This window comes from Sphingomonas sp. (genome assembly GCF_026460985.1).
Taxonomy (GTDB): Bacteria; Pseudomonadota; Alphaproteobacteria; order Sphingomonadales; family Sphingomonadaceae; genus Sphingomonas.
On sequence record NZ_JAPKNM010000001.1, the window covers coordinates 285,484 to 307,189 of the forward strand.

At 68.8% G+C, this 21,706-nt stretch carries 25 protein-coding genes; 16 read left to right on the forward strand and 9 right to left on the reverse strand.

The window, feature by feature from the left end:
* Positions 1–104 precede the first annotated feature (104 nt).
* Positions 105–2,393, forward strand: coding sequence for a CDC48 family AAA ATPase (locus tag MT490_RS01485; RefSeq protein ID WP_297383618.1), 2,289 nt, complete (start codon positions 105–107; stop codon positions 2,391–2,393).
* On the opposite strand, the gene MT490_RS01490 is transcribed toward MT490_RS01485, so the two are convergent.
* Together MT490_RS01490 and MT490_RS01495 are read right to left on the reverse strand one after the other, a co-directional pair.
* Positions 2,344–3,654: an MFS transporter gene (locus tag MT490_RS01490; protein WP_297383620.1), complete on the reverse strand. Its 1,311-nt coding sequence runs from the start codon at positions 3,652–3,654 to the stop codon at positions 2,344–2,346. The two genes, MT490_RS01485 and MT490_RS01490, sit on opposite strands and share 50 nt — an antisense overlap.
* Positions 3,651–3,971, reverse strand: a complete 321-nt coding sequence (locus tag MT490_RS01495; protein ID WP_297383623.1) for an antibiotic biosynthesis monooxygenase — start codon at positions 3,969–3,971, stop codon at positions 3,651–3,653. Before MT490_RS01495 ends, MT490_RS01490 begins: the two co-directional genes overlap by 4 nt.
* Positions 3,972–4,041: 70 nt before the next feature.
* On the opposite strand from MT490_RS01495, the gene MT490_RS01500 reads away from it, so the two are divergent.
* Positions 4,042–4,791 carry a sulfite exporter TauE/SafE family protein gene (locus tag MT490_RS01500; RefSeq protein WP_297383669.1) on the forward strand — a complete coding sequence of 250 codons (750 nt, stop codon included), beginning with the start codon at positions 4,042–4,044 and terminating at the stop codon, positions 4,789–4,791.
* 144 nt (positions 4,792–4,935) lie between these two features.
* Here MT490_RS01500 and MT490_RS01505 read toward each other — a convergent pair whose 3' ends face one another.
* A complete protein-coding gene (locus tag MT490_RS01505; protein ID WP_297383625.1) occupies positions 4,936–5,871 on the reverse strand; it encodes a ribose-phosphate pyrophosphokinase in 936 nt (311 codons plus the stop codon).
* Positions 5,872–5,976: 105 nt separating this feature from the next.
* Between MT490_RS01505 and gltX the strand changes: the two genes are divergently transcribed.
* The 8 genes from gltX to MT490_RS01545 all read left to right on the forward strand — a co-directional run bounded on the left by gltX (position 5,977) and on the right by MT490_RS01545 (position 12,049).
* A complete protein-coding gene (gene gltX, locus MT490_RS01510) occupies positions 5,977–7,311 on the forward strand; it encodes a glutamate--tRNA ligase (protein WP_297383627.1) in 1,335 nt (444 codons plus the stop codon).
* Between the two features lie 110 nt (positions 7,312–7,421).
* Positions 7,422–8,087, forward strand: a complete 666-nt coding sequence (locus MT490_RS01515; RefSeq protein ID WP_297383628.1) for an energy transducer TonB — start codon at positions 7,422–7,424, stop codon at positions 8,085–8,087.
* Between the two features lie 88 nt (positions 8,088–8,175).
* Complete coding sequence (locus MT490_RS01520; RefSeq protein WP_297383630.1) at positions 8,176–8,523, forward strand: hypothetical protein; 348 nt, start codon at positions 8,176–8,178, stop codon at positions 8,521–8,523.
* Between the two features lie 14 nt (positions 8,524–8,537).
* Positions 8,538–9,491, forward strand: coding sequence for a bifunctional diaminohydroxyphosphoribosylaminopyrimidine deaminase/5-amino-6-(5-phosphoribosylamino)uracil reductase RibD (gene ribD / locus MT490_RS01525; protein ID WP_297383671.1), 954 nt, complete (start codon positions 8,538–8,540; stop codon positions 9,489–9,491).
* Positions 9,491–10,099, forward strand: a complete 609-nt coding sequence (locus tag MT490_RS01530; protein ID WP_297383631.1) for a riboflavin synthase — start codon at positions 9,491–9,493, stop codon at positions 10,097–10,099. Before ribD ends, MT490_RS01530 begins: the two co-directional genes overlap by 1 nt.
* Positions 10,086–11,234 (forward strand): 3,4-dihydroxy-2-butanone-4-phosphate synthase, encoded by a 1,149-nt coding sequence (gene ribB / locus MT490_RS01535; protein WP_297383632.1) that lies wholly within the window; start codon positions 10,086–10,088, stop codon positions 11,232–11,234. Before MT490_RS01530 ends, ribB begins: the two co-directional genes overlap by 14 nt.
* On the forward strand, positions 11,234–11,653 hold the full coding sequence (ribH, locus tag MT490_RS01540; protein WP_297383634.1) for a 6,7-dimethyl-8-ribityllumazine synthase: 420 nt from the start codon (positions 11,234–11,236) through the stop codon (positions 11,651–11,653). The genes ribB and ribH overlap by 1 nt, the downstream gene beginning before the upstream one ends.
* A gap of 3 nt (positions 11,654–11,656) precedes the next feature.
* Positions 11,657–12,049, forward strand: a complete 393-nt coding sequence (locus MT490_RS01545; protein WP_297383636.1) for a hypothetical protein — start codon at positions 11,657–11,659, stop codon at positions 12,047–12,049.
* On the opposite strand, the gene MT490_RS01550 is transcribed toward MT490_RS01545, so the two are convergent.
* Complete coding sequence (locus MT490_RS01550) at positions 12,037–13,146, reverse strand: alkene reductase (protein ID WP_297383638.1); 1,110 nt, start codon at positions 13,144–13,146, stop codon at positions 12,037–12,039. The genes MT490_RS01545 and MT490_RS01550 overlap by 13 nt on opposite strands.
* 109 nt (positions 13,147–13,255) lie before the next feature.
* Here MT490_RS01550 and MT490_RS01555 point away from each other — a divergent pair, with 109 nt between their 5' ends.
* From MT490_RS01555 to MT490_RS01570, 4 genes are read left to right on the forward strand one after another with little or no spacing between them, the layout of a single operon-like run.
* Positions 13,256–14,134: a DMT family transporter gene (locus MT490_RS01555; RefSeq protein ID WP_297383639.1), complete on the forward strand. Its 879-nt coding sequence runs from the start codon at positions 13,256–13,258 to the stop codon at positions 14,132–14,134.
* A complete protein-coding gene (locus MT490_RS01560) occupies positions 14,134–14,790 on the forward strand; it encodes a COQ9 family protein (RefSeq protein WP_297383673.1) in 657 nt (218 codons plus the stop codon). Before MT490_RS01555 ends, MT490_RS01560 begins: the two co-directional genes overlap by 1 nt.
* A 56-nt stretch (positions 14,791–14,846) precedes the next feature.
* Positions 14,847–15,128, forward strand: coding sequence for a FeoA family protein (locus tag MT490_RS01565; RefSeq protein WP_297383675.1), 282 nt, complete (start codon positions 14,847–14,849; stop codon positions 15,126–15,128).
* A complete protein-coding gene (locus MT490_RS01570) occupies positions 15,125–16,975 on the forward strand; it encodes a ferrous iron transporter B (RefSeq protein WP_297383641.1) in 1,851 nt (616 codons plus the stop codon). Before MT490_RS01565 ends, MT490_RS01570 begins: the two co-directional genes overlap by 4 nt.
* On the opposite strand, the gene MT490_RS01575 is transcribed toward MT490_RS01570, so the two are convergent.
* A complete protein-coding gene (locus tag MT490_RS01575; RefSeq protein ID WP_297383643.1) occupies positions 16,972–17,145 on the reverse strand; it encodes a DUF4169 family protein in 174 nt (57 codons plus the stop codon). The genes MT490_RS01570 and MT490_RS01575 overlap by 4 nt on opposite strands.
* A 53-nt stretch (positions 17,146–17,198) precedes the next feature.
* Between MT490_RS01575 and ssb the strand changes: the two genes are divergently transcribed.
* Both ssb and MT490_RS01585 read left to right on the forward strand, forming a co-directional pair.
* Positions 17,199–17,747, forward strand: a complete 549-nt coding sequence (gene ssb / locus MT490_RS01580; protein ID WP_297383645.1) for a single-stranded DNA-binding protein — start codon at positions 17,199–17,201, stop codon at positions 17,745–17,747.
* Positions 17,748–17,851: 104 nt separating this feature from the next.
* Positions 17,852–18,205, forward strand: coding sequence for a hypothetical protein (locus MT490_RS01585; RefSeq protein WP_297383646.1), 354 nt, complete (start codon positions 17,852–17,854; stop codon positions 18,203–18,205).
* Here the strand turns inward: MT490_RS01585 and MT490_RS01590 are convergent.
* The 4 genes from MT490_RS01590 to MT490_RS01605 are packed head-to-tail and all read right to left on the reverse strand — an operon-like array spanning position 18,202 to position 21,186.
* A complete protein-coding gene (locus MT490_RS01590; protein WP_297383648.1) occupies positions 18,202–19,062 on the reverse strand; it encodes a pirin family protein in 861 nt (286 codons plus the stop codon). The genes MT490_RS01585 and MT490_RS01590 overlap by 4 nt on opposite strands.
* On the reverse strand, positions 19,059–19,652 hold the full coding sequence (gene metW / locus MT490_RS01595) for a methionine biosynthesis protein MetW (protein WP_297383650.1): 594 nt from the start codon (positions 19,650–19,652) through the stop codon (positions 19,059–19,061). The genes MT490_RS01590 and metW overlap by 4 nt, the downstream gene beginning before the upstream one ends.
* The gene (locus tag MT490_RS01600) at positions 19,649–20,068 is read right to left on the reverse strand and encodes a GNAT family N-acetyltransferase (RefSeq protein WP_297383652.1); all 420 of its coding nucleotides are present in this window, start codon (positions 20,066–20,068) and stop codon (positions 19,649–19,651) included. The genes metW and MT490_RS01600 overlap by 4 nt, the downstream gene beginning before the upstream one ends.
* Complete coding sequence (locus MT490_RS01605) at positions 20,065–21,186, reverse strand: homoserine O-acetyltransferase (protein WP_297383653.1); 1,122 nt, start codon at positions 21,184–21,186, stop codon at positions 20,065–20,067. The genes MT490_RS01600 and MT490_RS01605 overlap by 4 nt, the downstream gene beginning before the upstream one ends.
* Between the last annotated feature and the right edge of the window lie 520 nt (positions 21,187–21,706).

The window sequence follows — 21,706 nt, forward strand, 5'->3', positions numbered from 1 at the left end:
TAAAACTTTTCCGGCGGGTCCTTGCGGCCCGCCATTTTTTTTGCCCTCTCGCGGCACGGAAACCGCGTTCCTATGTTCCCGCTTCATTGCCTGAAGGAAATGAAGTGGCGGACGAAGAATCGAGAGGAAGCAAGCTCCAGGTCGCCAATAGCCGGCCCGAGGATAGCGGCCGGGGGCTCGCGCATATCCCGCGCAGCCAGATGGCGGCGCTCGGCATCACCGAAGGCGACGTGATCGAGATCGTCGGCAAGCGCGCCACGCCGGCGCGCGCGGTGCTGCCTTATGCCGAGGACGAGGGGCTCGAGCTGCTGCGCATCGACGGCCTCCAGCGCGCCAATGCCGGCGTCGGCTCGGGCGATTTCGTCGAGGTGCGCAAGGCGGTGTCCAAGCCGGCGGCGCGTGTGGTGTTCGCGCCCGCCCAGGCCAATCTCCGCCTCCAGGGCTCGGCCCAGGCGCTCCAGCGCACCTTTTACGGCCGACCGCTCGCGCAGGGCGACATCGTCGCGACCGCCGGACATCACCGCGTCGTCGATCCCAACGTCCAGCGCTGGGTCAACGCGCCGGCCTATGCGCTGCAGGAGATCCGGCTCGCAGTAGTCTCGGCCACGCCCAAGGGCATCGTCCATATCGACGAGAATACCGAGGTCGAGCTGCGGCCCGAATATGAGGAAGCCTCGGAGAGCCGGCGCGCCGACGTCACCTATGACGATATCGGCGGCATGGCCGCGACGATCGACCAGTTGCGCGAGATGGTCGAGTTGCCCTTGCGCTATCCCGAACTCTTCCAGCGCCTCGGCGTCGATCCGCCCAAGGGGGTGCTGCTCCACGGCCCGCCCGGCACCGGCAAGACGCGGCTCGCCCGCGCGGTGGCGAACGAGAGCGACGCCAATTTCCACTTGATCAACGGCCCCGAGATCATGGGCTCGGCCTATGGCGAGTCCGAGGGCCGGCTGCGTCAGGTGTTCGAGGAAGCCGCCAAGTCCGCGCCGTCGATCGTGTTCATCGACGAGGTCGATTCGATCGCGCCCAAGCGCGGGCAGGTCTCGGGCGAGGCCGAGAAGCGCCTCGTCGCGCAATTGCTCACGCTGATGGACGGGCTCGAGGCGCGCGCCAACATCGTCGTCATCGCCGCGACCAACCGGCCCGAGGCGATCGACGAGGCGCTGCGCCGGCCGGGCCGGTTCGACCGCGAGATCGTGGTGGGCGTGCCCGACGAGCGCGGCCGCCGCGAGATTCTCGGCATCCATACGCGCGGCATGCCGCTCGGCGACAAGGTCGATCTGGGCGAGCTCGCGCGGACGACCTATGGTTTCGTCGGCGCCGATCTCGCCGCGCTCACCCGCGAGGCGGCGATCGAGGCGGTGCGGCGGCTGATGCCCAAGCTCAACCTCGAGGATCACAGCATCCCGCCCGAAGTGCTCGACACGCTCTCGGTGACGCGCGAGGATTTCCTGGAGGCGCTGAAGCGCGTCCAGCCTTCGGCGATGCGCGAAGTGATGGTCGAGGCGCCGCGCGTCCGCTGGGACGATGTCGGCGGGCTCGACGATGCGCAGATGCGGCTCAAGGAAGGCGTCGAGCTGCCCCTGAAGGACCCCGACGCGTTCCGACGCCTCGGCATCCGCCCGGCCAAGGGCTTCCTGCTCTACGGGCCCCCGGGCACCGGCAAGACCCTGCTCGCCAAGGCAGTCGCGCGCGAGGCGGAGGCGAATTTCATCGCCACCAAGTCGAGCGACCTGCTCAGCAAATGGTATGGCGAAAGCGAGCAGCAGATCGCCCGACTGTTCGCCCGCGCGCGCCAGGTCGCCCCCTGCGTGATCTTCATCGACGAACTCGACAGCCTCGTCCCCGCGCGCGGCGGCGGGATGGGCGAGCCGCAGGCGACCGAGCGCGTGGTCAACACGATCTTGTCGGAGATGGATGGGCTTGAGGAGCTCCAGTCGGTGGTCGTCATCGGCGCGAGCAACCGGCCCAATCTGATCGATGCGGCGCTGCTGCGTCCGGGGCGGTTCGACGAGCTGATCTATGTCGGCGTGCCGGACCGGGCCGGACGCGAGCGGATCCTGCGAATCCAGACGGGCAAGATGCCGCTCGCGAGCGATGTCGATCTCGGCGCGATCGCCGAAGAGGCCGAACGCTATACCGGCGCCGATCTCGAGGACGTGGTTCGCCGCGCCGGCTTGGTCGCGCTCCGCCAGTCGCTGGGCGCGCGCGAAGTCACCATGGCGCATTTCGAGGAGGCCCTGGCCGATACGCGGGCGACGGTGACGCCCGAGATGGAGCAGGAATACGAAGCGATGTCGGGACGGCTCAAGCAGCAGGCCTCGGCGATCCAGCCCTTGGGGTTCATTGCGCCGGGGATGCTCCGCGGCCGGGGTCCGAAGGGCGAAGACTGAGCCAGGCATAAGCGAGCAGGCAGGCGAGCGCGGCGGCCGCGGCCAGATAGGGCAGCGGCCGCCACAGCTCGTACAGCCCCACACCGATCGACGGGCCGAGCACGAAGGCGGCGCCGTTGACCGAGGTGACCTTGCCCGCCACCGATCCCTGCGCGTCGGGTCCTACCGCGAGCGACGAGCCCGCGGTGAATCCCGGTCGCGCCAGCCCCATGCCGAGCGAAGTCAGCGCATAGCCGAGCGCGATCCCGTAGAGCGAGGTGGCGCTGCCGGTGGCGACGCAACCCACCACGCCCAGCGCCGCGCCGGCGAGCACCAGCGCGCGGGGCTTGAGGTCGAGCATCGGGATGAGCCCCCATTGCGCGAGCAATGCCGCTCCCGCGCCCATCATCAGCACCAGCCCGGTGGGCTGGAGCGCGTCGATCGGCGAGACCGCCAGTCGATCGATGATCAGGAAGCCGATCGCCTGGCCGGTCATTGCCTGGGCGTGACCGATCACGAGCCCACTGATGATCCAGGCGCGCACCCGCGGGTCGAAATAGCCGATCTTCTCGCTCGACGGCGCGGTCGCCGCAGTGACGGTCGCGCCGGTCGCCTGCCCGCCGATCGAGGGATAGCTCGCCGCCGCGCCGTGCTCGAAGCCTTCGTCCTGTGGGAGCAGCCGTACCACTGCGATCCAGATCGCCGCGCCGATCGCCGCCGCGACGAAGGCGGGCCCTGCCAGCCCGATCTCGGGTCCGCCGCTCCAGACGTGGCCGAGCACGAGATAGGGGGCGATGGCGGGCCCCAGGATCGTCCCCAGCCCAAAGGCCGAGGCGAGCAGGGTGAGCGCCTGCGTCCGCTCCTCGCGCGTCGTCCGCCCCGCGACGATCGCCTGCACCGCCGGCGGCGCTGCCGAGCCGAACGTCCCGTAGATCACGCGCGCCGCGATGAAGGCGACGAAGGTGGCGAGCGGCCCGAGCACGCCGTTGATGCCGAGCATCAGGAAGATGCCGCACAGCAAAAGCGACACGGTGAACCCCGCGACGCCGAGCAGCACCATCGCGCGCCGGCCGTGCCGGTCCGACCGGTTGGCCCAGAAGGGCGCGGCGATCACCCAGAGCAAGGCCGAAACCGAGAAGACCGCCGCCACCGCGCTGTCCGCGGCGCCGAGCGAGCGGCCCAGCGCGGGCAGCACCGATTGCAGCGCGGTGTTCCCCGCCGCGATCGCCAGCATCACGGCGAAGAGCAAGGCGAAGGTGCGATCGAAGCCGCGGACGTTCATTCGCGTATCCACGAATAGCTGCGGGTGATGTCGGCGACGTGGAGGCGGTACCATTTGTACCAGCGGCCCCGCCCCGCCTCGCGCGTCGCGGCATGCTCCGGGTGGTTGCGCCATGCCACCGCGCTCGCCTCGTCGGCCCAATAGCTGAGCGTGATGCCGAGGCCGCCGGCCGAGACGCTGTCGATCCCGCGATAGCCGGGCTGCTCGGCGGCGAGGCTGTCCATCGCTTGCGCCGCGATGGCATAGCCCTCGGCATCGTCGCCGGTGCGTTCGGAGACGAACATCACCGCCAGCTGCCCCGTGCGATCCTCGGCCATATGCGCCTCCCTGTCGCGGGATTCGATAGGCACTTTGGCGCCCCGCGCAAACCCGCTACCGCGCATGGCGATGATCCTCGACTGGCACTTCTACGCGCTCGCCATCCCCGCAGTGATCCTGCTCGGGCTGGCCAAGGGCGGATTCGCGGGCATGGGGGCGCTGTCGCTGCCGATGCTCACCTTCGCGATCGACCCCGTGCGCGCCGCGGCGATCCTGCTGCCGATCCTGATCGCGCAGGACGTAGTGGGGGTCTGGGCGTTCCGTCGCACCGTCGAGTGGCGGCTGCTCGGCTGGATGATGCCCGGCGCGGTGCTCGGCATCTGGCTCGGCTATGCCTTCGCGGCGAGCGTGTCCCCGCTTGGCGTCATGGCGGCAGTGGGCATCATCTCGATGGTCTTCGGCGCCTATCGCCTCTGGGCCGCGCGCCACGCCGCCCCACGCGAGGCGGCGCGCTGGCCTTTATGGATGGGGTCGCTGTTCGGAATCGCCTCGGGCTTCACCAGCCAGATCGCGCATGCCGGGCAGCCGCCCTTCCAGCTCTGGGTACTGCCCCGGAAACTCGACCGCGACGTGCTGATCGGCACCACCGCGATCTTCTTCGCCGCGATCAACTGGATCAAGGTGCCCGCCTATGCCGCGCTCGGCCAGTTCACCCGGGCGAACCTGCTCACCGCGGCGGCCTTGCTGCCGCTCGCCTTGGCCTCGACGCTGGCGGGCGTATGGCTCGTCCGCCGCATCGCGCCCGAGCGTTTCTACACCGCGATCTACTGGTTGATGATCCTGGTCGGCGCGGCGCTGGTTTGGGAAGCGACCCTTTGACTCCCCTCCCTGCAAGGGAGGGGCAGGGGGTGGGTGGCGAGCGCAGCGAGCCTCGCAACGTTGCCGCAAAAGAAAAGGCCGGGCATCGAGCCCGACCTTTTCTCACCCACCCCTAACCCCTCCCTTGCAGGGAGGGGAATCAAGTCAATCGAACAGCGACGAAACCGAGCTCTCGTCGGCGATGCGCTTGATCGCCTCGGCGAGCAGGGGCGCGATCGTCAGGTGCCGGGTCTTGCTGCTCTCGGCGATCACGGCGTGGTTGCCGATCGAATCGGTGATCACCAGCTCGCTCAGCGCCGATCCGTCGACCCGCGCCACTGCGCCGCCCGACAGCACGCCGTGGGTGCAATAGGCCACGACATCCTCGGCTCCCGCCGCGCGCAGTGCCGCCGCGGCGTTGCAGAGCGTGCCCGCCGAATCGACGATGTCGTCGATCAGGATGCAGAAGCGTCCCTCGACCTGGCCGATGATGTTCATCACCTCGGACTCGCCCGGCCGCTCGCGGCGCTTGTCGACGATCGCCAGCGGCGCGTTGTCGAGCCTCTTGGCGAGCGCGCGCGCGCGGACCACGCCGCCGACGTCGGGCGAGACCACCATCCACTGCTTGCCGGGGAAGCGCGTCGTGATGTCCGCCGACATCACGGGTGCGGCGAAGAGGTTGTCCGTGGGGATGTCGAAGAAGCCCTGGATCTGGCCGGCATGGAGATCGACCGAGAGGACGCGGTTGGCGCCCGCGGTGGTGATCAGGTTGGCAACCAGCTTGGCCGAGATCGGCGTGCGCGGGCCGGGCTTCCGGTCCTGGCGGGCATAGCCGAAATAAGGGAGCACCGCGGTGATCCGCTTGGCCGATGCGCGGCGCAGCGCATCGATCATGATCAGCAGCTCCATGAGATTGTCGTTCGCCGGGAAGCTCGTCGACTGGAGCACGAACACGTCCTCGCCGCGGACATTCTCGAGTATCTCGACGAAGATCTCCTCGTCGGCGAAGCGGCGGACATTGGCCTGGGTCAGCGGGATCTCGAGATAGTCCGCGATCGCGCCGGCGAGCGGCATGTTCGAATTGCCGGCCATCAATTTCATAGTGTGCTTCCCGTCGGCTTTGGTCCCTGGCCCACCCCTTAGAACGCGGATCGGAAGAGGCAAAGGGGCATTGCTGCCAAGGCGTACGGAGCCTAGGTCGCGGCCATGACCGTCACCACGCGCTTCGCCCCCAGTCCGACGGGGACGCTCCATGTCGGCAATCTGCGTACCGCGCTCCACAATTGGATGTTCGCGAAGGCGCGGGGCGGGCACTTCCTGCTGCGCATCGACGATACCGATCGCGCGCGTTCGGAGGAACGCCACGTCGACTCGATCCGCGCCGACCTCGCCTGGCTCGGCCTCGCACCTGATGGCGAGGCGCGCCAGTCGGCGCGCTTCGATCGCTACGAGGCGCGCTTTGCCGAGATGGTCGCCGCGGGCCGGGTCTATCCGGCATTCGAGACCGCGCAGGAGCTCGAGCTCAAGCGCAAGATCCTGCTCGGGCGCGGGCTGCCCCCGGTCTATGACCGCGCCGCGCTGGCGCTGACCGATGCCGATCGGGCGAAGCTCGAGGGCGAGGGCGTCCGTCCGCACTGGCGCTTCCGCCTCGACCACGAGGCGCCGATCGAGTGGGACGACCTCGTCCGCGGCCATCAGCGCTTCGATCCGCGGACGATGAGCGATCCCGTGATCCGCCGCGCCGACGGTTCGTGGCTCTATCTCTTCCCCTCGGTGGTCGACGATGTCGACATGGCCATCACCCATGTGGTGCGCGGCGAGGACCATGTCTCGAACACCGCTGCCCAGCTCCAGATGTTCGCGGCTTTGGGCAGCAATCCGCCCGCCTTCGCGCACGAGGCGCTGCTGACCGGCAGCGAGGGCAAGCTCTCAAAGCGCCTCGGTTCGCTCGGCGTCGATCATTTCCGGGAAAGCGGCATCGAGCCCCAGGCTTTGATCGCCTTGCTCGCGCGGATCGGCACCAGCGATCCCGTCGAGCCCTTCGTCGATCCCGCCCCGCTGATCGCGAGCTTCGACTTCGCGCGCTTCGGCCGCGCGCCGGCGCGCTTCGACGAAGCCGAGCTCGCCCAGCTCAACGCGCGCATCGTCCACCAGCTCGGCTTCGAGGCAGTCGCGGACCGGCTTCCCGGCGGCATGACGTCAGTCGCATGGGAGGCGATCCGCCCCAATCTCGCCACCGTCGCCGAGGCTGCCGACTGGTGGCGCGTCGTCGAGGGACCGATCGACCCGGCCGAGCTCTCGCCCGAGGATCGCGCCTATCTCGTGCAGGCGGCGGACGTGGCGGCCGGGATCGACTGGGCCGGCGCCCCCTGGCATGCGCTCACCGGCGCGCTCAAGGAAGCGACCGGCCGCAAGGGCAAGCCGCTGTTCCTGCCGCTGCGACTTGCGCTCACCGGGCGCGCGCATGGGCCCGATATGGGGGCGCTGCTTCCGCTGATCGGCCGCGAGGCTGCGCTGGTTCGCTTGCAGGCGGCCGGCTGACTCGCCGCCGCCCGTCCCGTCGTCGTTTCGAAACCTGTTTACCTGTTAAATGATACGTTGTATCGTCACTAGAGCCGGCACCAGACCGGTCAACGGATGGAGAGCAACGCATGTATGCCGAACATCGCTACGCACCGCCCAAGTCCCGCGCTGTCGGCCTGGGGGGCGCCTTCCTGATCAACGGCGCGGTCGTCGCGGGAATGTTGTTCTATCTCGCGCCGCAGATCGTCCCCCGCGATCCCCCCACCGTGCTCGAGGGCCGCAATGTCCCGATCCCGCCCGAACCCAAGCCGATCGAGCGCAAGCCGGTACCCACAAGCGAACGCACGACCATCACGCCGCTGCCGACGGCGCCCGACCCGTTGGTGCGGACTGAAAGCGACAATCCCACCAGGACAACGCCAATCGAATATCCGCCCCTGCCGCCATTGCCGCCGACACCCGGTCCCGGTCCGGTGGTCATCGCCGAACCGCCCGCGCCCCTGCCATTGATCGGTGCCGCCCAGGATCCGCGCTATCTCAAGGACTTCCAGCCCGCTTACCCCTCCGCCGAGCTGCGGGCCCAGCGTGACGGTATCGTCAAGCTCCGCGTGCTGATCGGGATAGACGGGCGCGTGAAGGCAGCCGAATCGGTCAGCGCGACCAGCCCTGCCTTCTTCGAGGCGACCAGGCGGCAGGCGCTCTCCAAATGGCGCTTCAAGCCCGCGACGCGCGGCGGAGTGCCGCAGGAGAGTTGGAAGACGCTGAGCGTGCGGTTCGAGATCAAGGACCAGTGATCCGCATCTGGCCAAACCGGTCGCGCTAGCGGCCGGTCCGGCGCGGGGGTTTGCCCTGGAGCCTCCGCGCCCTTATCTTCACGCGCAAATGACCTTTCTCAAAAGATTCTCGCCGGTCGCCGCCTATCGCGATCTGCGCTTCTTCCTCGCGACGCGGAAGCGCCACGAGTTGGGGTTCATGGCGCTTTCGCTCGCCGTGACCATGTTGATCCTCGTCGCCTTCGTGAAGGACTCGCACTTCGAGAAGCCGTACGAACGCAACATCATCTATGTCGAGCAATGGCCGATCACGCGCACCGACGAGCAGATCCGCGCGCAGCAGAAGATCGATCAGGCCAAGCGCAACATCGAGAAGGCCGAGCTCGAAAAGCGGCGCAAGGCCAAGCAGGCCGAGTTCAAGAAAGTCGATGATTGGCTGACCAACCACGGTTTCTGAGCGACGCGCGCTGGATGGGCGCAGCGCTCGGCCTGTCGGAGCGCACGCGCGGGCGGACCGCTCCCAACCCCAATGTCGGCTGCGTGCTGGTGCAGCACGGCCGCATCGTCGGGCGCGGCTGGACCCAGGCCGGCGGCCGCCCCCATGCCGAGGCGATGGCGCTGGCGGAGGCAGGGGAGAAGTCGCGCGGCGCGACTTGCTGCGTCACGCTCGAACCCTGTGCGCACCTCTCGCCGCGCGGCCCCGCCTGCGCCGACCTGCTGGTCGCCGCCGGAGTCGTTCGCGTTGTGATCGCGCTCGGCGATCCCGATCCGCGCACCAATGGGCAGGGCGTCGCCCGGCTGCGCGATGCCGGGATCGAAGTGGAAGAGGGCATCGCCGAGGAGGCGGCGCGCGCCGCGATGGCGGGCTTCCTCACCCGGCGGGCCAAGGGCCGCCCCTTCGTCACCCTCAAGCTGGCGACCTCGCTCGACGGCCGCATCGCGCTCGAATCGGGCGAGAGCCGCTGGATCACCGGCCCCGAGGCCCGCGCCCATGCGCATCTCGAGCGCGCGCGGCACGAGGCGATCCTGGTCGGGGGGCGGACTTGGGAGGTTGATCGGCCCAAGCTGGATGTGCGGTTGCCGGGTCTCGAGCCCCGGTCTCCGCGCCGTATCCTTCTCTCTCGTCACCCCCGCTTTCGCGGGGATGACGGATGGGAATTGTTAGGCGCGCCCTCCGACATCGTGCATCTCGAAGGCGTCGACCATCTCCTCGTCGAGGGTGGCGCCGAGACCGCCGCCGCGTTCCTGCGCGAAGGGCTGGTCGATCGCCTCCTCCTCTACCGCGCGCCGATCCTGATCGGCTCGGGCAAGCCTGCGCTCGGCGATATCGGCCTTTCCGACCTCGCCGCCGCGCATGGTCGCTGGCGGCTCGGCGACACGCGGATGCTTGGCAGCGACCGCCTCGAAGTCTACGCGACCTCATAATGTTTACGGGAATCGTCACCGATATCGGCACCGTCGTTGCCGCCACGCAGCAGGGCGACCTGCGCGTCGAAATCTCCACCGCCTATGACGTCGACACGATCGATCTCGGCGCGTCGATCTCCTGCTCGGGCGTGTGCCTGACGGTGGTCGACAAGGCTCCCGGCCGCGTCGCGTTCGACGTCTCGGCCGAGACCGTGTCGCGCACCGCGCGGGACATGTGGACCGAGGGCCGCCGCCTCAACCTCGAGCGCGCGCTCAAGCTCGGCGACGAGCTGGGCGGGCATATCGTCACCGGGCATGTCGACGGCATCGGCACGGTTGCCGAATGGCGCGAGGAAGGCGGCTCGCATCGCCTCGTCATTGCCGCGGACAAGGAAATCGCCCCCTATGTCGCCGCCAAGGGCTCGATCACCGTCGACGGCGTGTCGCTGACTGTGAATTCGGTCGAGGACACGGCCACGGGCGTGAATCTGCACCTCAACATCATTCCCCACACCGCCGCAGTCACTACATTCGGGGCATTGCAGCTCGGGCAGGCGGTCAATCTCGAGATCGACGTGCTCGCCCGCTATCTCCAGCGCATGGAGGCGCTTCGTGCCAAAGCCTGAACAATCGAATCCCTTGGCCCGCCTCAAGCACGGTTTCCTGTCGACGCCCGAGGAACTGATCGACGAGGCCCGCAACGGCCGGATGTTCATCCTCGTCGACGATGAGGACCGCGAGAACGAAGGCGACCTCGTCATCCCCGCCCAGATGGCGACTCCCGACGCGATCAACTTCATGGCCAAGTTCGGCCGCGGGCTGATCTGCCTGGCGCTCACCAAGGAGCGGGTCGACCAGCTCGGGCTCGACCTGATGTCGCGCAACAACGGCACGCGGCACGAGACTGCCTTCACCGTCTCGATCGAGGCGCGCGAGGGCGTCACCACTGGCATCTCCGCCGCCGATCGCGCGCGCACCATCTCGGTCGCGATCGACGCGTCGAAGGACCGGCACGCGATCGTCTCGCCCGGCCATGTCTTCCCGCTGGTCGCGCGCGACGGCGGCGTGCTCGTCCGCACCGGCCATACCGAGGCGGCGGTCGACGTCGCGCGGCTCGCCGGACTCAACCCCTCGGGCGTGATCTGCGAGATCATGAAGGACGACGGGACGATGGCGCGGATGGACGACCTCGTTTCCTTCGCGCAGTTCCACAATCTCAAGATCGGCACGATCCGCGACCTGATCGCCTATCGCCGCCGCCACGACCACCTCGTCGAGAAGCGCGCCGAGGCGCGGTTCGAGAGCGACTGGGGCGGCGAATGGACTGCGCTCACCTTCTGGAACAAGGCGACCGAGAGCGAGCAGGTCGCGCTGGTGAAGGGCCGGATCGACCCCGCCAAGCCCACTCTGGTGCGCATGCACGCGCTGTCGCCGTTCAGCGACATCTTCGGCGAGGGCGGCAGCCGCGGCGGCCTGCTGCGCCGTTCGATGGAGATCATCGGCGAGGAGGGCGCGGGCGTGGTCGTGGTGATCAACAAGCCGCGCCCCGACCAGTTCAGCGTCGCGCTCCAGGCCAAGGCAGGCGTGCTCGAGGCCAAGGACATGGACGAATTGCGCGATTACGGCGTCGGCGCCACGATCCTCACCGAACTCGGCGTGCAGGACATGATCCTGCTCACCAACACCCACCATACCCTTGTCGGGCTCGACGGCTACGGCCTGTCGATCGTCGGCGAGCGTGCAATCGACCTGGAGAATTGATGGCCCGCGTCCTGATCGTCGAAGCCCGCTTCTACGCCCATCTCAACGACATGCTGCTCGATGGGGCGCGGACCGCGCTCCAGGAGGCGGGGCACGATTACGAGATCGTCACCGTTCCCGGCGCGCTTGAGGTGCCCGGTGCCGTCGCGCTCGCGGTCGAGACCGGGCAGTATGACGCCTATGTCGCGCTGGGCGTGGTGATCCGCGGCGAGACTTATCATTTCGAGATCGTCGCCGGCGAGAGCGCGCGCGGGCTGATGGCGCTGGCGCTCGATGGGGTGCCGATCGGCAACGGCATCCTGACGGTCGAGAATGAGGAGCAGGCGCTGGTCCGTGCCGATCCGGCGCAGAAGGACAAGGGCGGCGAGGCCGCCAAGGCGGCGCTGGCGATGCTGGCGCTCAAGAGCCGGTTCGGCTGAGCGATGCGGCCCCCGCCCACGCGCTACAAGGTAGTGGAGCGCGGGCGCCGGCTGGAAGTCATCGATACGCTGACTGGGGAGCCGGTCTCGCGGCCCCCTCCGGCTTCTTCCCGGCAGGGTAGCGGCGCCGGAATCGATTCGGACGTTTTCGTCACCAAGCGCTGGTATGACGACAAGGCGCCGCGCGCGATCCGGATCAACTATGCGACACGGGCCCGGCTGCTCAACCTGCGCTGGGGGATCGCGCTCGGCGTGGCATTGCTCATCGCGCTGAGTTTCCTGTTCTGGCCGCTCGCGATCTTCCTGGTCTTCGCGCTGGCGGCGGGCCCGAAGCTGCGCGCGCAGCTCCGGGCCGCCAGCACCAGCTGGCTAGACGGGCTCGATCAGGCCGCCTGAGCCTCGTCCCAACGCGGATAGTCGGTATAGCCCTCGGCACCGCCGATATAGAACAGGTCCTCGCGCTGCGGATTGAGCGGTAGCTTCTCCGCCAGCCGCTCCGGCAGGTCCGGATTGGCGAGGAAGGGGCGGCCATAGGCGATCGCATCGGCCTCGCCCGCATCGAGCGCGGCCTGGGCATCGTCGGCATGATAGTCGGCGTTGAGCGCGAGCGGCCCCTTGAACACCTTCCGGATCACCGGGTGCACCGGCGGATGGTCGGGCAGGCCGCGGGTGCCGCCCGGGCGCGGCTCGCGCATCTCGAGAAAGGCGATGCCGATATCGTCGAGCGCAGCCGCAGCAGCCTCGAACAATGCGTGCGGATTGCTGTCGTTGACGCCCTGCACTTCGCCATTGGGCGAGAGGCGCACGCCGGTGCGGTCGCCGCCCACCGTGTCGACCACGCGCTGCGTGACTTCGCGGAGCAGCCGGATGCGGTTGGGGATCGAGCCGCCATAGGCGTCGTCGCGGAAGTTCGAATTGTCGCGCAGGAACTGGTCGATCAGATAGCCATTGGCGGCGTGGATCTGCACCCCGTCGAAGCCCGCGCGGATCGCGTTGGTCGCGGCGTTGGCATAATCGTCGAGGATGCCGGGGATCTCGTCGGTGCGGAGCGCCCGCGCCTGCGTGTAGGGGCGCTTGATCTCGCCGCTCTCCTCCGCCGGATAGGTGCGCACCGTTCCCGGCGCGGTGGTCGCCGAGGACGAGACCGGGGGCTCGCCGCCGAGGAAGTCCGAATGGACCAGCCGGCCCATGTGCCAGAGCTGCGCGACGATCCGCCCGCCGGCTTCGTGCACCGCGGCGACCACCGGTTTCCAGGCCTCGACCTGCTCCTGGCTCCACAGCCCGGGCGCATAGGCCCAGCCAAGCCCCTGCTGGCTGATGCCGGTCGCCTCGGAGATGATCAGCCCGGCGCCGGCGCGCTGGGCGTAATAGTCGGCCATGATCGGCGTCGGCACGTGTTCGCGCGTCGCGCGGCCGCGGGTCAGCGGCGCCATCAGGATGCGGTTGGGCGCGTGGATCGCGCCGAGCTGGATCGGATCGAACAGGCTGGGCATGGGGGAAGAAAGCCTTTTGCTGTGGTCCGGGGCAGATAGGGCGCTACAGGGCGCTATGCAGGAAGCCCGGGACCCAAGGAAAACTACGCGCGTCAGAAGCCATGCCACGATGGCGCTCGCCGCTCTGGTCATCGCCAATGTCGCGCTCGCCTTCGGTCCGCTGTTCGTGCGCGTTGCCGATGTCGGGCCGGTGGCGGCGGGTTTCTGGCGGATCGCGCTGGCGACTCCGATGCTGCTAGGCGCCTCGATGCTGGTCGGCGATCGCCCGTTCACGGCCTCGCGCGGCCTGTGGGGCGTGCTCGCGGTGGCGGGGCTCGCCTTCGCCGCCGATCTGGCGAGCTGGCATGTCGGGATCGGTCGCACCACGCTCGCCAATTCGACCTTGTTCGGCAATTGCGCGGTGCTGATCTTCCCGATCTACGGCTTTGTCGCCGCGCGGATGTGGCCGTCGCGCATGCAGGCGCTGGCACTCGTGCTGGCAGCAGTGGGCGCGGCGCTGCTGATGGGGCGTTCGGCGAGCCTCTCGTCGCGGAACCTCACCGGCGATCTGTTCTGCCTGCTCGCGGGCGTACTCTACGCCATCTACTTCATCATCATGGCGCGGGTGCGCGAACGGCTCGCCCCGATGCCGGCGCTCGCGCTCTCGTCGCTCGCCTCGATCCCGCCTTTGCTCGTCCTCGCGCTGGCGCTCGGCGAGCAGGTCTGGCCGGGCAATTGGTGGCCTCTCCTCGCAATGGCGGTGGTGAGCCAGCTGATCGGGCAGGGCTGCATGATCTACGCGCTGGGCCACCTCACCCCGCTCGTCGTCGGCATCGCATTGCTGATCCAGCCCGCGGTCGCCGCGGCGCTCGGCTGGGTGGTGTTCGACGAGAGGCTCGCCGCGGCCGACGCGGTCGGCGCCCTCTTCGTCGCGCTCGCTCTGGTGCTGGTGCGCAGCGGTGGCAAGGAGCGGGTTGCGCCCGCCGCCGGGGAGCCTAAATCGGCATGATGGACCTGGCAGACGCAACGCTCGACGAACTGCGTGAGGCGCTCGCGCCGGCGATCGCTGCCAACGCCGCGTTCGACGGCTGGAACGCGGCGGCGCTCGATGCCGCGGCGAACGGCCTGGGCGTCGATCATGACGTCGCCCGGCTCGCTTTCTCGGACGGCGCGGTCGCGATGATCGATGCTTGGTTCGCGAGCATCGACCGGGCGATGGCGGCGCGCTTCACGCCCGAGGCGCTCGCCGCGATGAAGATCCGCGCGCGGATCACCGCCCTGGTCGAGGCGCGGCTCGAGACATTGGCCGCCAATCGCGAGGCGCTGCGCCGCGCCGCCGCGGTGCTCGCCATGCCGCAGAACGCGGCGCGCGCAGCGCGGCTCGGCTGGCGCGCGGCCGACGCGATGTGGCGGCTCGCCGGCGACACCGCGACCGACTACAACCATTATACCAAGCGCGCATTGCTCGGCTCGATCTACGCCGCGACGATCGCGGTCTTCCTCCAGGACGACAGCGAAGGCCATGCCGATACGCGCGCATTCCTCGGCCGGCGGATCGAGGGCATCATGAAGTTCGAGAAGGCCAAGGCCGGCTTCCTCGCGCGCACCTCGCACCGGCCCAGCCTGTCGCGCTTCGTCGGGCGGCTGCGCTACCCGGTGGTCTGACGTTCCGCATTCCCCCTACTAGCGCATTCGGCAGGTTATTGATAATGACTCGCAGCATGAACGTCGCCGCTGCGATTCCCCAGCCCGTCCGGCTCGCCCAATTGCCTCGCCTCGCGCCTGGAACGGTGGCGGCGGTGGATTGGCATGCGCTTTCCGAACCCGAGGGCCGGCGCCTGCGCGAGCTCGGGCTCGACGAAGGCGTCGAGGTCGAGATGCTCCATCGCTCGAGCTTGCTGGGCGGCGGGCCCGTGGCCTGCCGGATCGGCCGGATGACGGTGGCGCTGCGCCGCCACGTCGCCGCCGCGATTCACGTGCTCCCGAACGCCGCCGGCCGATGAACCAGGCACCGCTGGTTGCGCTGGTCGGCAACCCCAATGCCGGCAAGAGCGCCCTGTTCAACGCGCTGACCGGCGCGCGGCAGAAGGTCGGCAATTATCCCGGCGTCACCGTCGAGCGGCATGCCGGGCGCATGGCGCTCCCCGACGGCCGCCCGGTCGAACTGCTCGACCTGCCCGGCGCCTACAGCCTCGATCCCTCCTCGCCCGACGAGCAGGTGACGCGCGACGTGCTCGTCGGCCGCCAGACGGGCGAGCGGCTGCCCGATGCGATCATCACCGTGATCGACGCGTCGAACCTCGACAACCATCTCCGCTTCACGCTCCAGCTGATCGCGCTCGGGCTGCCGATCGTCGTCGCGCTCAACATGATCGATCTCGCCGAGCGCGACGGGCTGGTGCTCGACGCCGAGGCGCTCGAGCGCGAGCTCGGCGTGCCGGTGGTGCCGACGGTGGCGGTGCGCAAGCGCGGGCTCGATGCGCTCAAGGAGCGGCTCGCCGAGGTGGTCCGCACGGTCCATGCGGTGCGCCCTGGGGCTGGCGTCCCGCACGACATCGTCGTCCTCCAACGCCGGGCGCGGCAAATCGCCACCGCGGTCACCGTATCGGAGACCGCGGCGCGGCGCTGGGCGCACCGGCTCGACGCCGTGGCGCTGCACTCCGTCGCCGGGCCGATCCTGCTGCTCGGGCTGATGTTCGTGATGTTCCAGGCGGTGTTCGCCTGGTCCGAGGCGCCGATCGGCTGGATCGAAGGCGGCATGGCGATGCTCGCCGACGGCGTGAACGCCGTGCTGCCCGAGGGGCCGCTCCGATCGCTGCTCGTCGACGGCGTGATCGCGGGCGTGGGCGCGGTGGTCGTCTTCCTGCCGCAGATCCTGATCCTGTTCGCCTTCATCCTCGTGCTCGAGGCCTCGGGCTATATGGTGCGCGCGGCGTTCCTGATGGACCGGCTGATGGCGGTGGCGGGGCTTTCGGGCCGCGCCTTCATTCCCCTGCTCTCGTCCTTCGCCTGCGCGGTGCCCGGCATCATGGCGACGCGCACCATCTCCGACGAGAAGGACCGGCTGACCACGATCCTGATCGCCCCCTTGATGACCTGCTCGGCGCGCTGGCCGGTCTACACCATGGTGATCGGCGCCTTCATCCCGAACAGCCAGGTCGCGCCGTTCGTCGGGCTGCAGGGGCTGGTCGCGTTCGGGTTGCTGATCGTCGGCATCCTTGGCGCCTTCGCCGCCGCGCTGGTGCTGCGCCGGACGGTGACGCGCGGCGCCACGTCGGGCTTCATGATGGAGATGCCCAAATATCAATGGCCCGTGCTGCGGGATCTCGGCATCGGCCTGCTCCAGCGCGCGGAAGTGTTCCTCAAGCGCGCCGGCACCTTCATCCTGCTCACCACGATCGTGCTCTGGGCGCTGCTGAGCTTCCCCAAGGCGCCGCCGGGGCAGAGCCAGGTCGACCATTCGATCGCCGGGCGGATCGGCAGCGCGATCGAGGTCGTGGTGGCGCCGATCGGGTTCAACCGCGACATCTCGCTGGCGCTGCTGCCCGCGATGGCGGCGCGCGAAGTCGCGGTGGCGGCGATCGGCACCGTCTATGCGATCGACGATCCCGAAGGCGACGCCGGCGGCGCGGCGATCCGCGCGAAGCTCCAGGCGCGCTGGACACTGCCCACCGCTCTGGCCTTCCTGATGTGGTTCGTCTTCGCGCCGCAATGCATCTCGACGATCGCAGTCACGCGGCGCGAGACCAATGGGTGGAAATGGCCCGCCTTCATGATCGGCTATCTGTTCGCGCTCGCTTATGTCGCGGCGGGGATAACCTATTGGAGCGCGGTCGCGCTGGGACTCTAGTCGCGCTTGGCGTCATCGAGCAGCCGCGCCAGTTTCGTGGTTTCCGCCGCTTCCGCCTGCTTCTGCGCCCTGGTCCGGCCGAAGCGCACGCGGTTTTCGTCGGCGTTCGCAGACTTATCCACGCGAGCCTTCGCCTTGCGCGCCTTGTTCAGGTTGATGATCTCGGCCATCGGGAGTACCCTGTTCGTTCACCTTTCCATATCGATCTCACAGCGGAGTTTCCATGGCCGGCAGCGTCAACAAGGTCATTCTGGTCGGCAATCTCGGGCGCGACCCCGAATCGCGGTCGTTCCAGAACGGCGGCAAGGTGGTCGAGCTGCGCATCGCCACGTCGGAAAGCTGGAAGGACCGCAATTCGGGCGAGCGCAAGGAAAAGACCGAGTGGCACACGGTCAAGGTCTTCAACGAAGGCCTCGCCAACGTTGCCGAGAAGTATCTGCGCAAGGGCAGCAAGGTCTATATCGAAGGCGCGCTGACCACCCGGAAGTGGCAGGACCAGCAGGGCAATGACCGCTATTCGACCGAGATCGTGCTCCAGGGCTTCAACTCGGTGCTGACCATGCTCGACGGCGCGCCCGGCCAGGGCGGCGGCGCGGGCCGCAGCAGCGGTGGTGGCGGCGACGACTGGGGCGCCGGCGGTGGCGACGAATTCTCGGGCCAGTCCTCGAGCCGCGGCGGCGGCGGCAATTTCAACGGCGGCGGCCAGAAGAGCGGCGGCGGCAATTTCGGCGGCGGCTTCCCGGACGATCTCGACGACGACGTGCCGTTCTGAGCAACCCGCGCCACCGGATCCTGATCGCGGTACCGCTGCTGCTGCTGGTCGCGGCATGCGACGGCGTTTCCTCGGACACGACAGGCGATCCCGTCGCCCGCAACGTGGCCGCGGCCGCGGCGGAGGGAACGCCCGCGGCGGTCACCGTGGCGGGCGATTGCGCGAACAAGCCCGATTTCGTGCCCGTCTACCGGGACGCGCAGGTCACCAGCTGCGTGTCGAGCGCCGACGGGCTGCCGCGCCATGTCAGAGGGACGATCGTCTACCTGGCCAGGGCGCGGCCGGCCGAGGTGCTCGGCTGGTCGCGCGCCCAGGCCAATGCCTCTGGCCTCGGCCAGCGGCTGTCGACGGCGACCATGTATTCGGCCGGCGAGGAATCGAAGCGCAGCCTGATGATCGTCGTCGAGCCGATGAACGGCGGCACGCGCGCCACCGTCAATTGGGGCCGCGGCATCTAGCCCTGGACGATCTCGGCGACGCCGAACCTGCCCGCCTGGTAATCGGCATAGGCCTGGCGGATCTCCTCCATGCTGTTCATCACGAAGGGGCCATGCGCCACTACGGCCTCGTCGATCGGATCGGCATGGCCGAACAGGAAGAGCGCGGGCTCGGAAGCGGTGATCGTCACGCTGTCGCCCGCGCCGAGCTGGGCGAGGTGGAATTGCGGGACCTGCCGTCCCGCTACTTCGATGCTCCCGCGCGCCGCGTAGAGGAAGACGTCTCGGCCGTTCAGCCCGTCGAAGGTGACCGCGGCGCCTGGTTGCGCCTCGACCCAGCTCAGGAACACCCCCGTGAGCGACTCGATCGGGCCCGCATGGCCCTGCCATTCGCCCGAGATCAGGTGCACCGTCGCGTCGTCGTCGGCGATCGCCGGAATCCCCTCCGCCTGCAGCCCGACATAACGCGGCGCCGTCATCTTGAGCCGCGCGGGCAGGTTGAGCCAGAGCTGGAGGATCTCCATGCGCCCGCCCTCGCGCTTGAAGGCGGCCGGCGAGACCTCGGCATGGACGATCCCGCGCCCCGCGGTCATCCACTGCACGCCGCCCGCGCGGATCACGCTCTCATGCCCCGCGGAATCGGTATGCGCGAGCTCGCCGTCGAGGATGAAGGTCATCGTCTCGAAGCCGCGATGCGGATGCGGGCCGAAGGGCAGGCCGCGATTGTCCGGGCCATAGGTCTGCGGCCCGTGATGGTTGAGGAACAGGAAGGCGCCGACATGGTCGACGCCGGGCCCGGGCAACGGACGGCGCGTGACCAAATCGCCGATATCGTCGCGATATGCCGGATGGACCGACAGGATCGTGCGCCCGGTCACCGGTCCTTCCTCAGCAGGAACACGGCGTGCTCGGCGAACAGGTTCGCGAAGGCCGAGCCAGTGCGCTGGTCGCCCGAGAGGAACCAGCATTCCTCGACAATGATGCCCCGCGCCTTCACCAGCGCCCGGAAATCGTCGACCGTCACATGATGGATGTTGGGCGTGGCGTACCAGGCGATCGGCAGCAGCCGCGTCACCGGCATCCGCCCGCCGAACAGCAAAGACGCACGCACCCGCCAATGCGCGAAATTGGGGAAGGAGACGAAGGCGCGGCGGCCGATGCGCAGCAGCTCGTCGAGCACCCGGTCGGGCCGCCGCGTCGTCTGCAGCGTCTGGCTGAGGATCGCATAGTCGAAGCTCGCATCGGGATAGTCGGCGAGATCGCTGTCGGCATCGCCCTGCACCACCGACAGCCCCTTCGCCATCGCCGCGGCGACGTCGGCCGGATCGAGTTCGAGCCCGCGCGCGTCGCAGCCCCGCTGGTCGCGCAAGGCCGCCATCAGCGCGCCGTCACCGCAGCCGACGTCGAGCACGCGCGTCACCGGCTGGACGTTGGCGGCGATGATCGCGAGGTCGGGACGCAGGCTCATCGTGTGTAGATATCCGGAATGTCGCGCACCATCAGCCGGTCGGGATGCGGATAGGGCTCCCAGCCGAGCTTGGCGTAGAGCGGCTGCATGTCGCGAGTGAACAGGGCCCAGCGGCGGAGGCCCTGGAGCTCGGGATGCGCGTCGAGCGCCGCGAGCATCGCGCGGGCGACACCCCGGCCGCGATGGTCCTCGAGCACGAACACGTCGGCGAGATAGGCGAAGGTCGCGCGATCGGTGATCAGCCGGGCGAAGCCGATCTGCGCATCGCCCTGGAACGCGCCGACGCAGAAGCTGTTGGCGACCGACTTCTCCACGGTCGCACGCGGAATGCCCTCGGCCCAATAAGAGCGCGACAGATAGCCGTGGATCACGTCGATCTGCTGCTCGGCGGAATCGAAGGAGAGGCGGATGCTCACCGGCTTTCTCCCGCGCCGAGGAAGCCGGCGATCACGCGGTCGAGCTCGGGGCTCTCGAGCAGGAAGGCGTCGTGGCCGAAGGGCGAGGAGAGCTCGACGAAGCTCACCGGCGCGCCCGCGGCGTTGAGCGCATGGACGATCGTCCGCGATTCGCTCGTCGGGTAGAGCCAGTCGGTGTCGAAGCTCACCAGGCAGAAGCGCGTGTCGCCGGTGAAGGCGTTGGCGAGTGTGCCCCCATGCTCCTCGGCGAGGTCGAAATAATCGAGCGCACGGGTGATGTAGAGGTACGAATTGGCGTCGAACCGGTCGACGAAGCTCAGCCCCTGGTGGCGGAGATAGCTCTCGACCTGGAAATCGGCGTCGAAGCCGAAGGTCTTGGCGTCACGGCTCTGGAGCTTGCGGCCGAACTTGGCGGTGAGCCCGGCCTCGGACAGATAGGTGATGTGCGCCGCCATCCGCGCCACGGCGAGGCCCGAGGCGGGGGGATCATTGTCTTCGTAATAGTCGCCGCCGCGCCAGCGATGATCGGCCATGATCGCCTGGCGGCCGACTTCGTGGAAGGCGATGTTCTGCGCCGAATGCCGCGCGGCGCTGGCGATGACGACGGCCGACGCCACCCGCTCGGGAAAGGTCGCCGCCCAGCTCAGCGCCTGCATGCCGCCCATCGATCCGCCGACGACGGCGAAGAGCTTCTCGATGCCGAGATGGTCGAGCAGCATCGCCTGCGCGCGGACCATGTCGCGGATGGTGATCACCGGGAAGCCCATCGCCCAGGGCTTGCCGGTGGCGGGGTTGACGCTCGCCGGCCCCGACGAGCCGAGGCAGGAGCCGAGCACGTTGGCGCAGATCACGAGATAGCGGTCGGTATCGATCGGCTTGCCCGGCCCCACCATCCGCGCCCACCAGCCGGGCTTGCCGGTCACCGGATGCGCCGAGGCGACATGATGGTCGCCGGTCAGCGCGTGGCAGACCAGGATCGCGTTGCCGCCGTCGGGCGCGAGATCGCCATAGGTCTCGTAGGCGATGTCGACCGGCGACAGCAGCACGCCGCCGTCGAGCCTGAGCGGCCCGGGGAGCGTCGCGGTGCGGCTCAGGCCGAAGCGGGCATCGTCAAGCATGGGGACCGGTTAGGGGGTGCGGGGCGGCGAGGCAATGCACTGCGCGGCAGGGAGGACACCGCGTGGCGCGCGCCGTGGAGTCAAGCCGACAACCAACCAAAAGGTTGGCAAGAGCGAATGCCCAACCTTTTGGTTGGCGTCGAAAAGTGCCGATTTGCGCAGTTCTCGGGCGTTTTCGAAGCAGAGGCGGATGACGAAGTTTACCAGTCCTTCGCGTGCGCGCGCGAAGCGGTAAACCGGGCGGCGGATTCTCGGTGCGGGAATCGTGTGGCTCGCTCATTTTTCGAACGAAAGCAGAACAAATCCTACATTGCGAGTGGTTATTGGGCGACGGCCGCCGGAGACGCGAAATTCTCCGGCACCCTCGCCTCCAGGTGCTTGGGTTGAATCGCCATTCAGTTTGAAGGCTCCCCTCCCTGCTTGCAGGGAGGGATGATCGGGCCGGCCATGCCCCCGGCATGGCCTGAACAGCGCGGGGCGCTGTTCACCCGATCATGGGTGGGTGCGCGCGTCTGCGCGC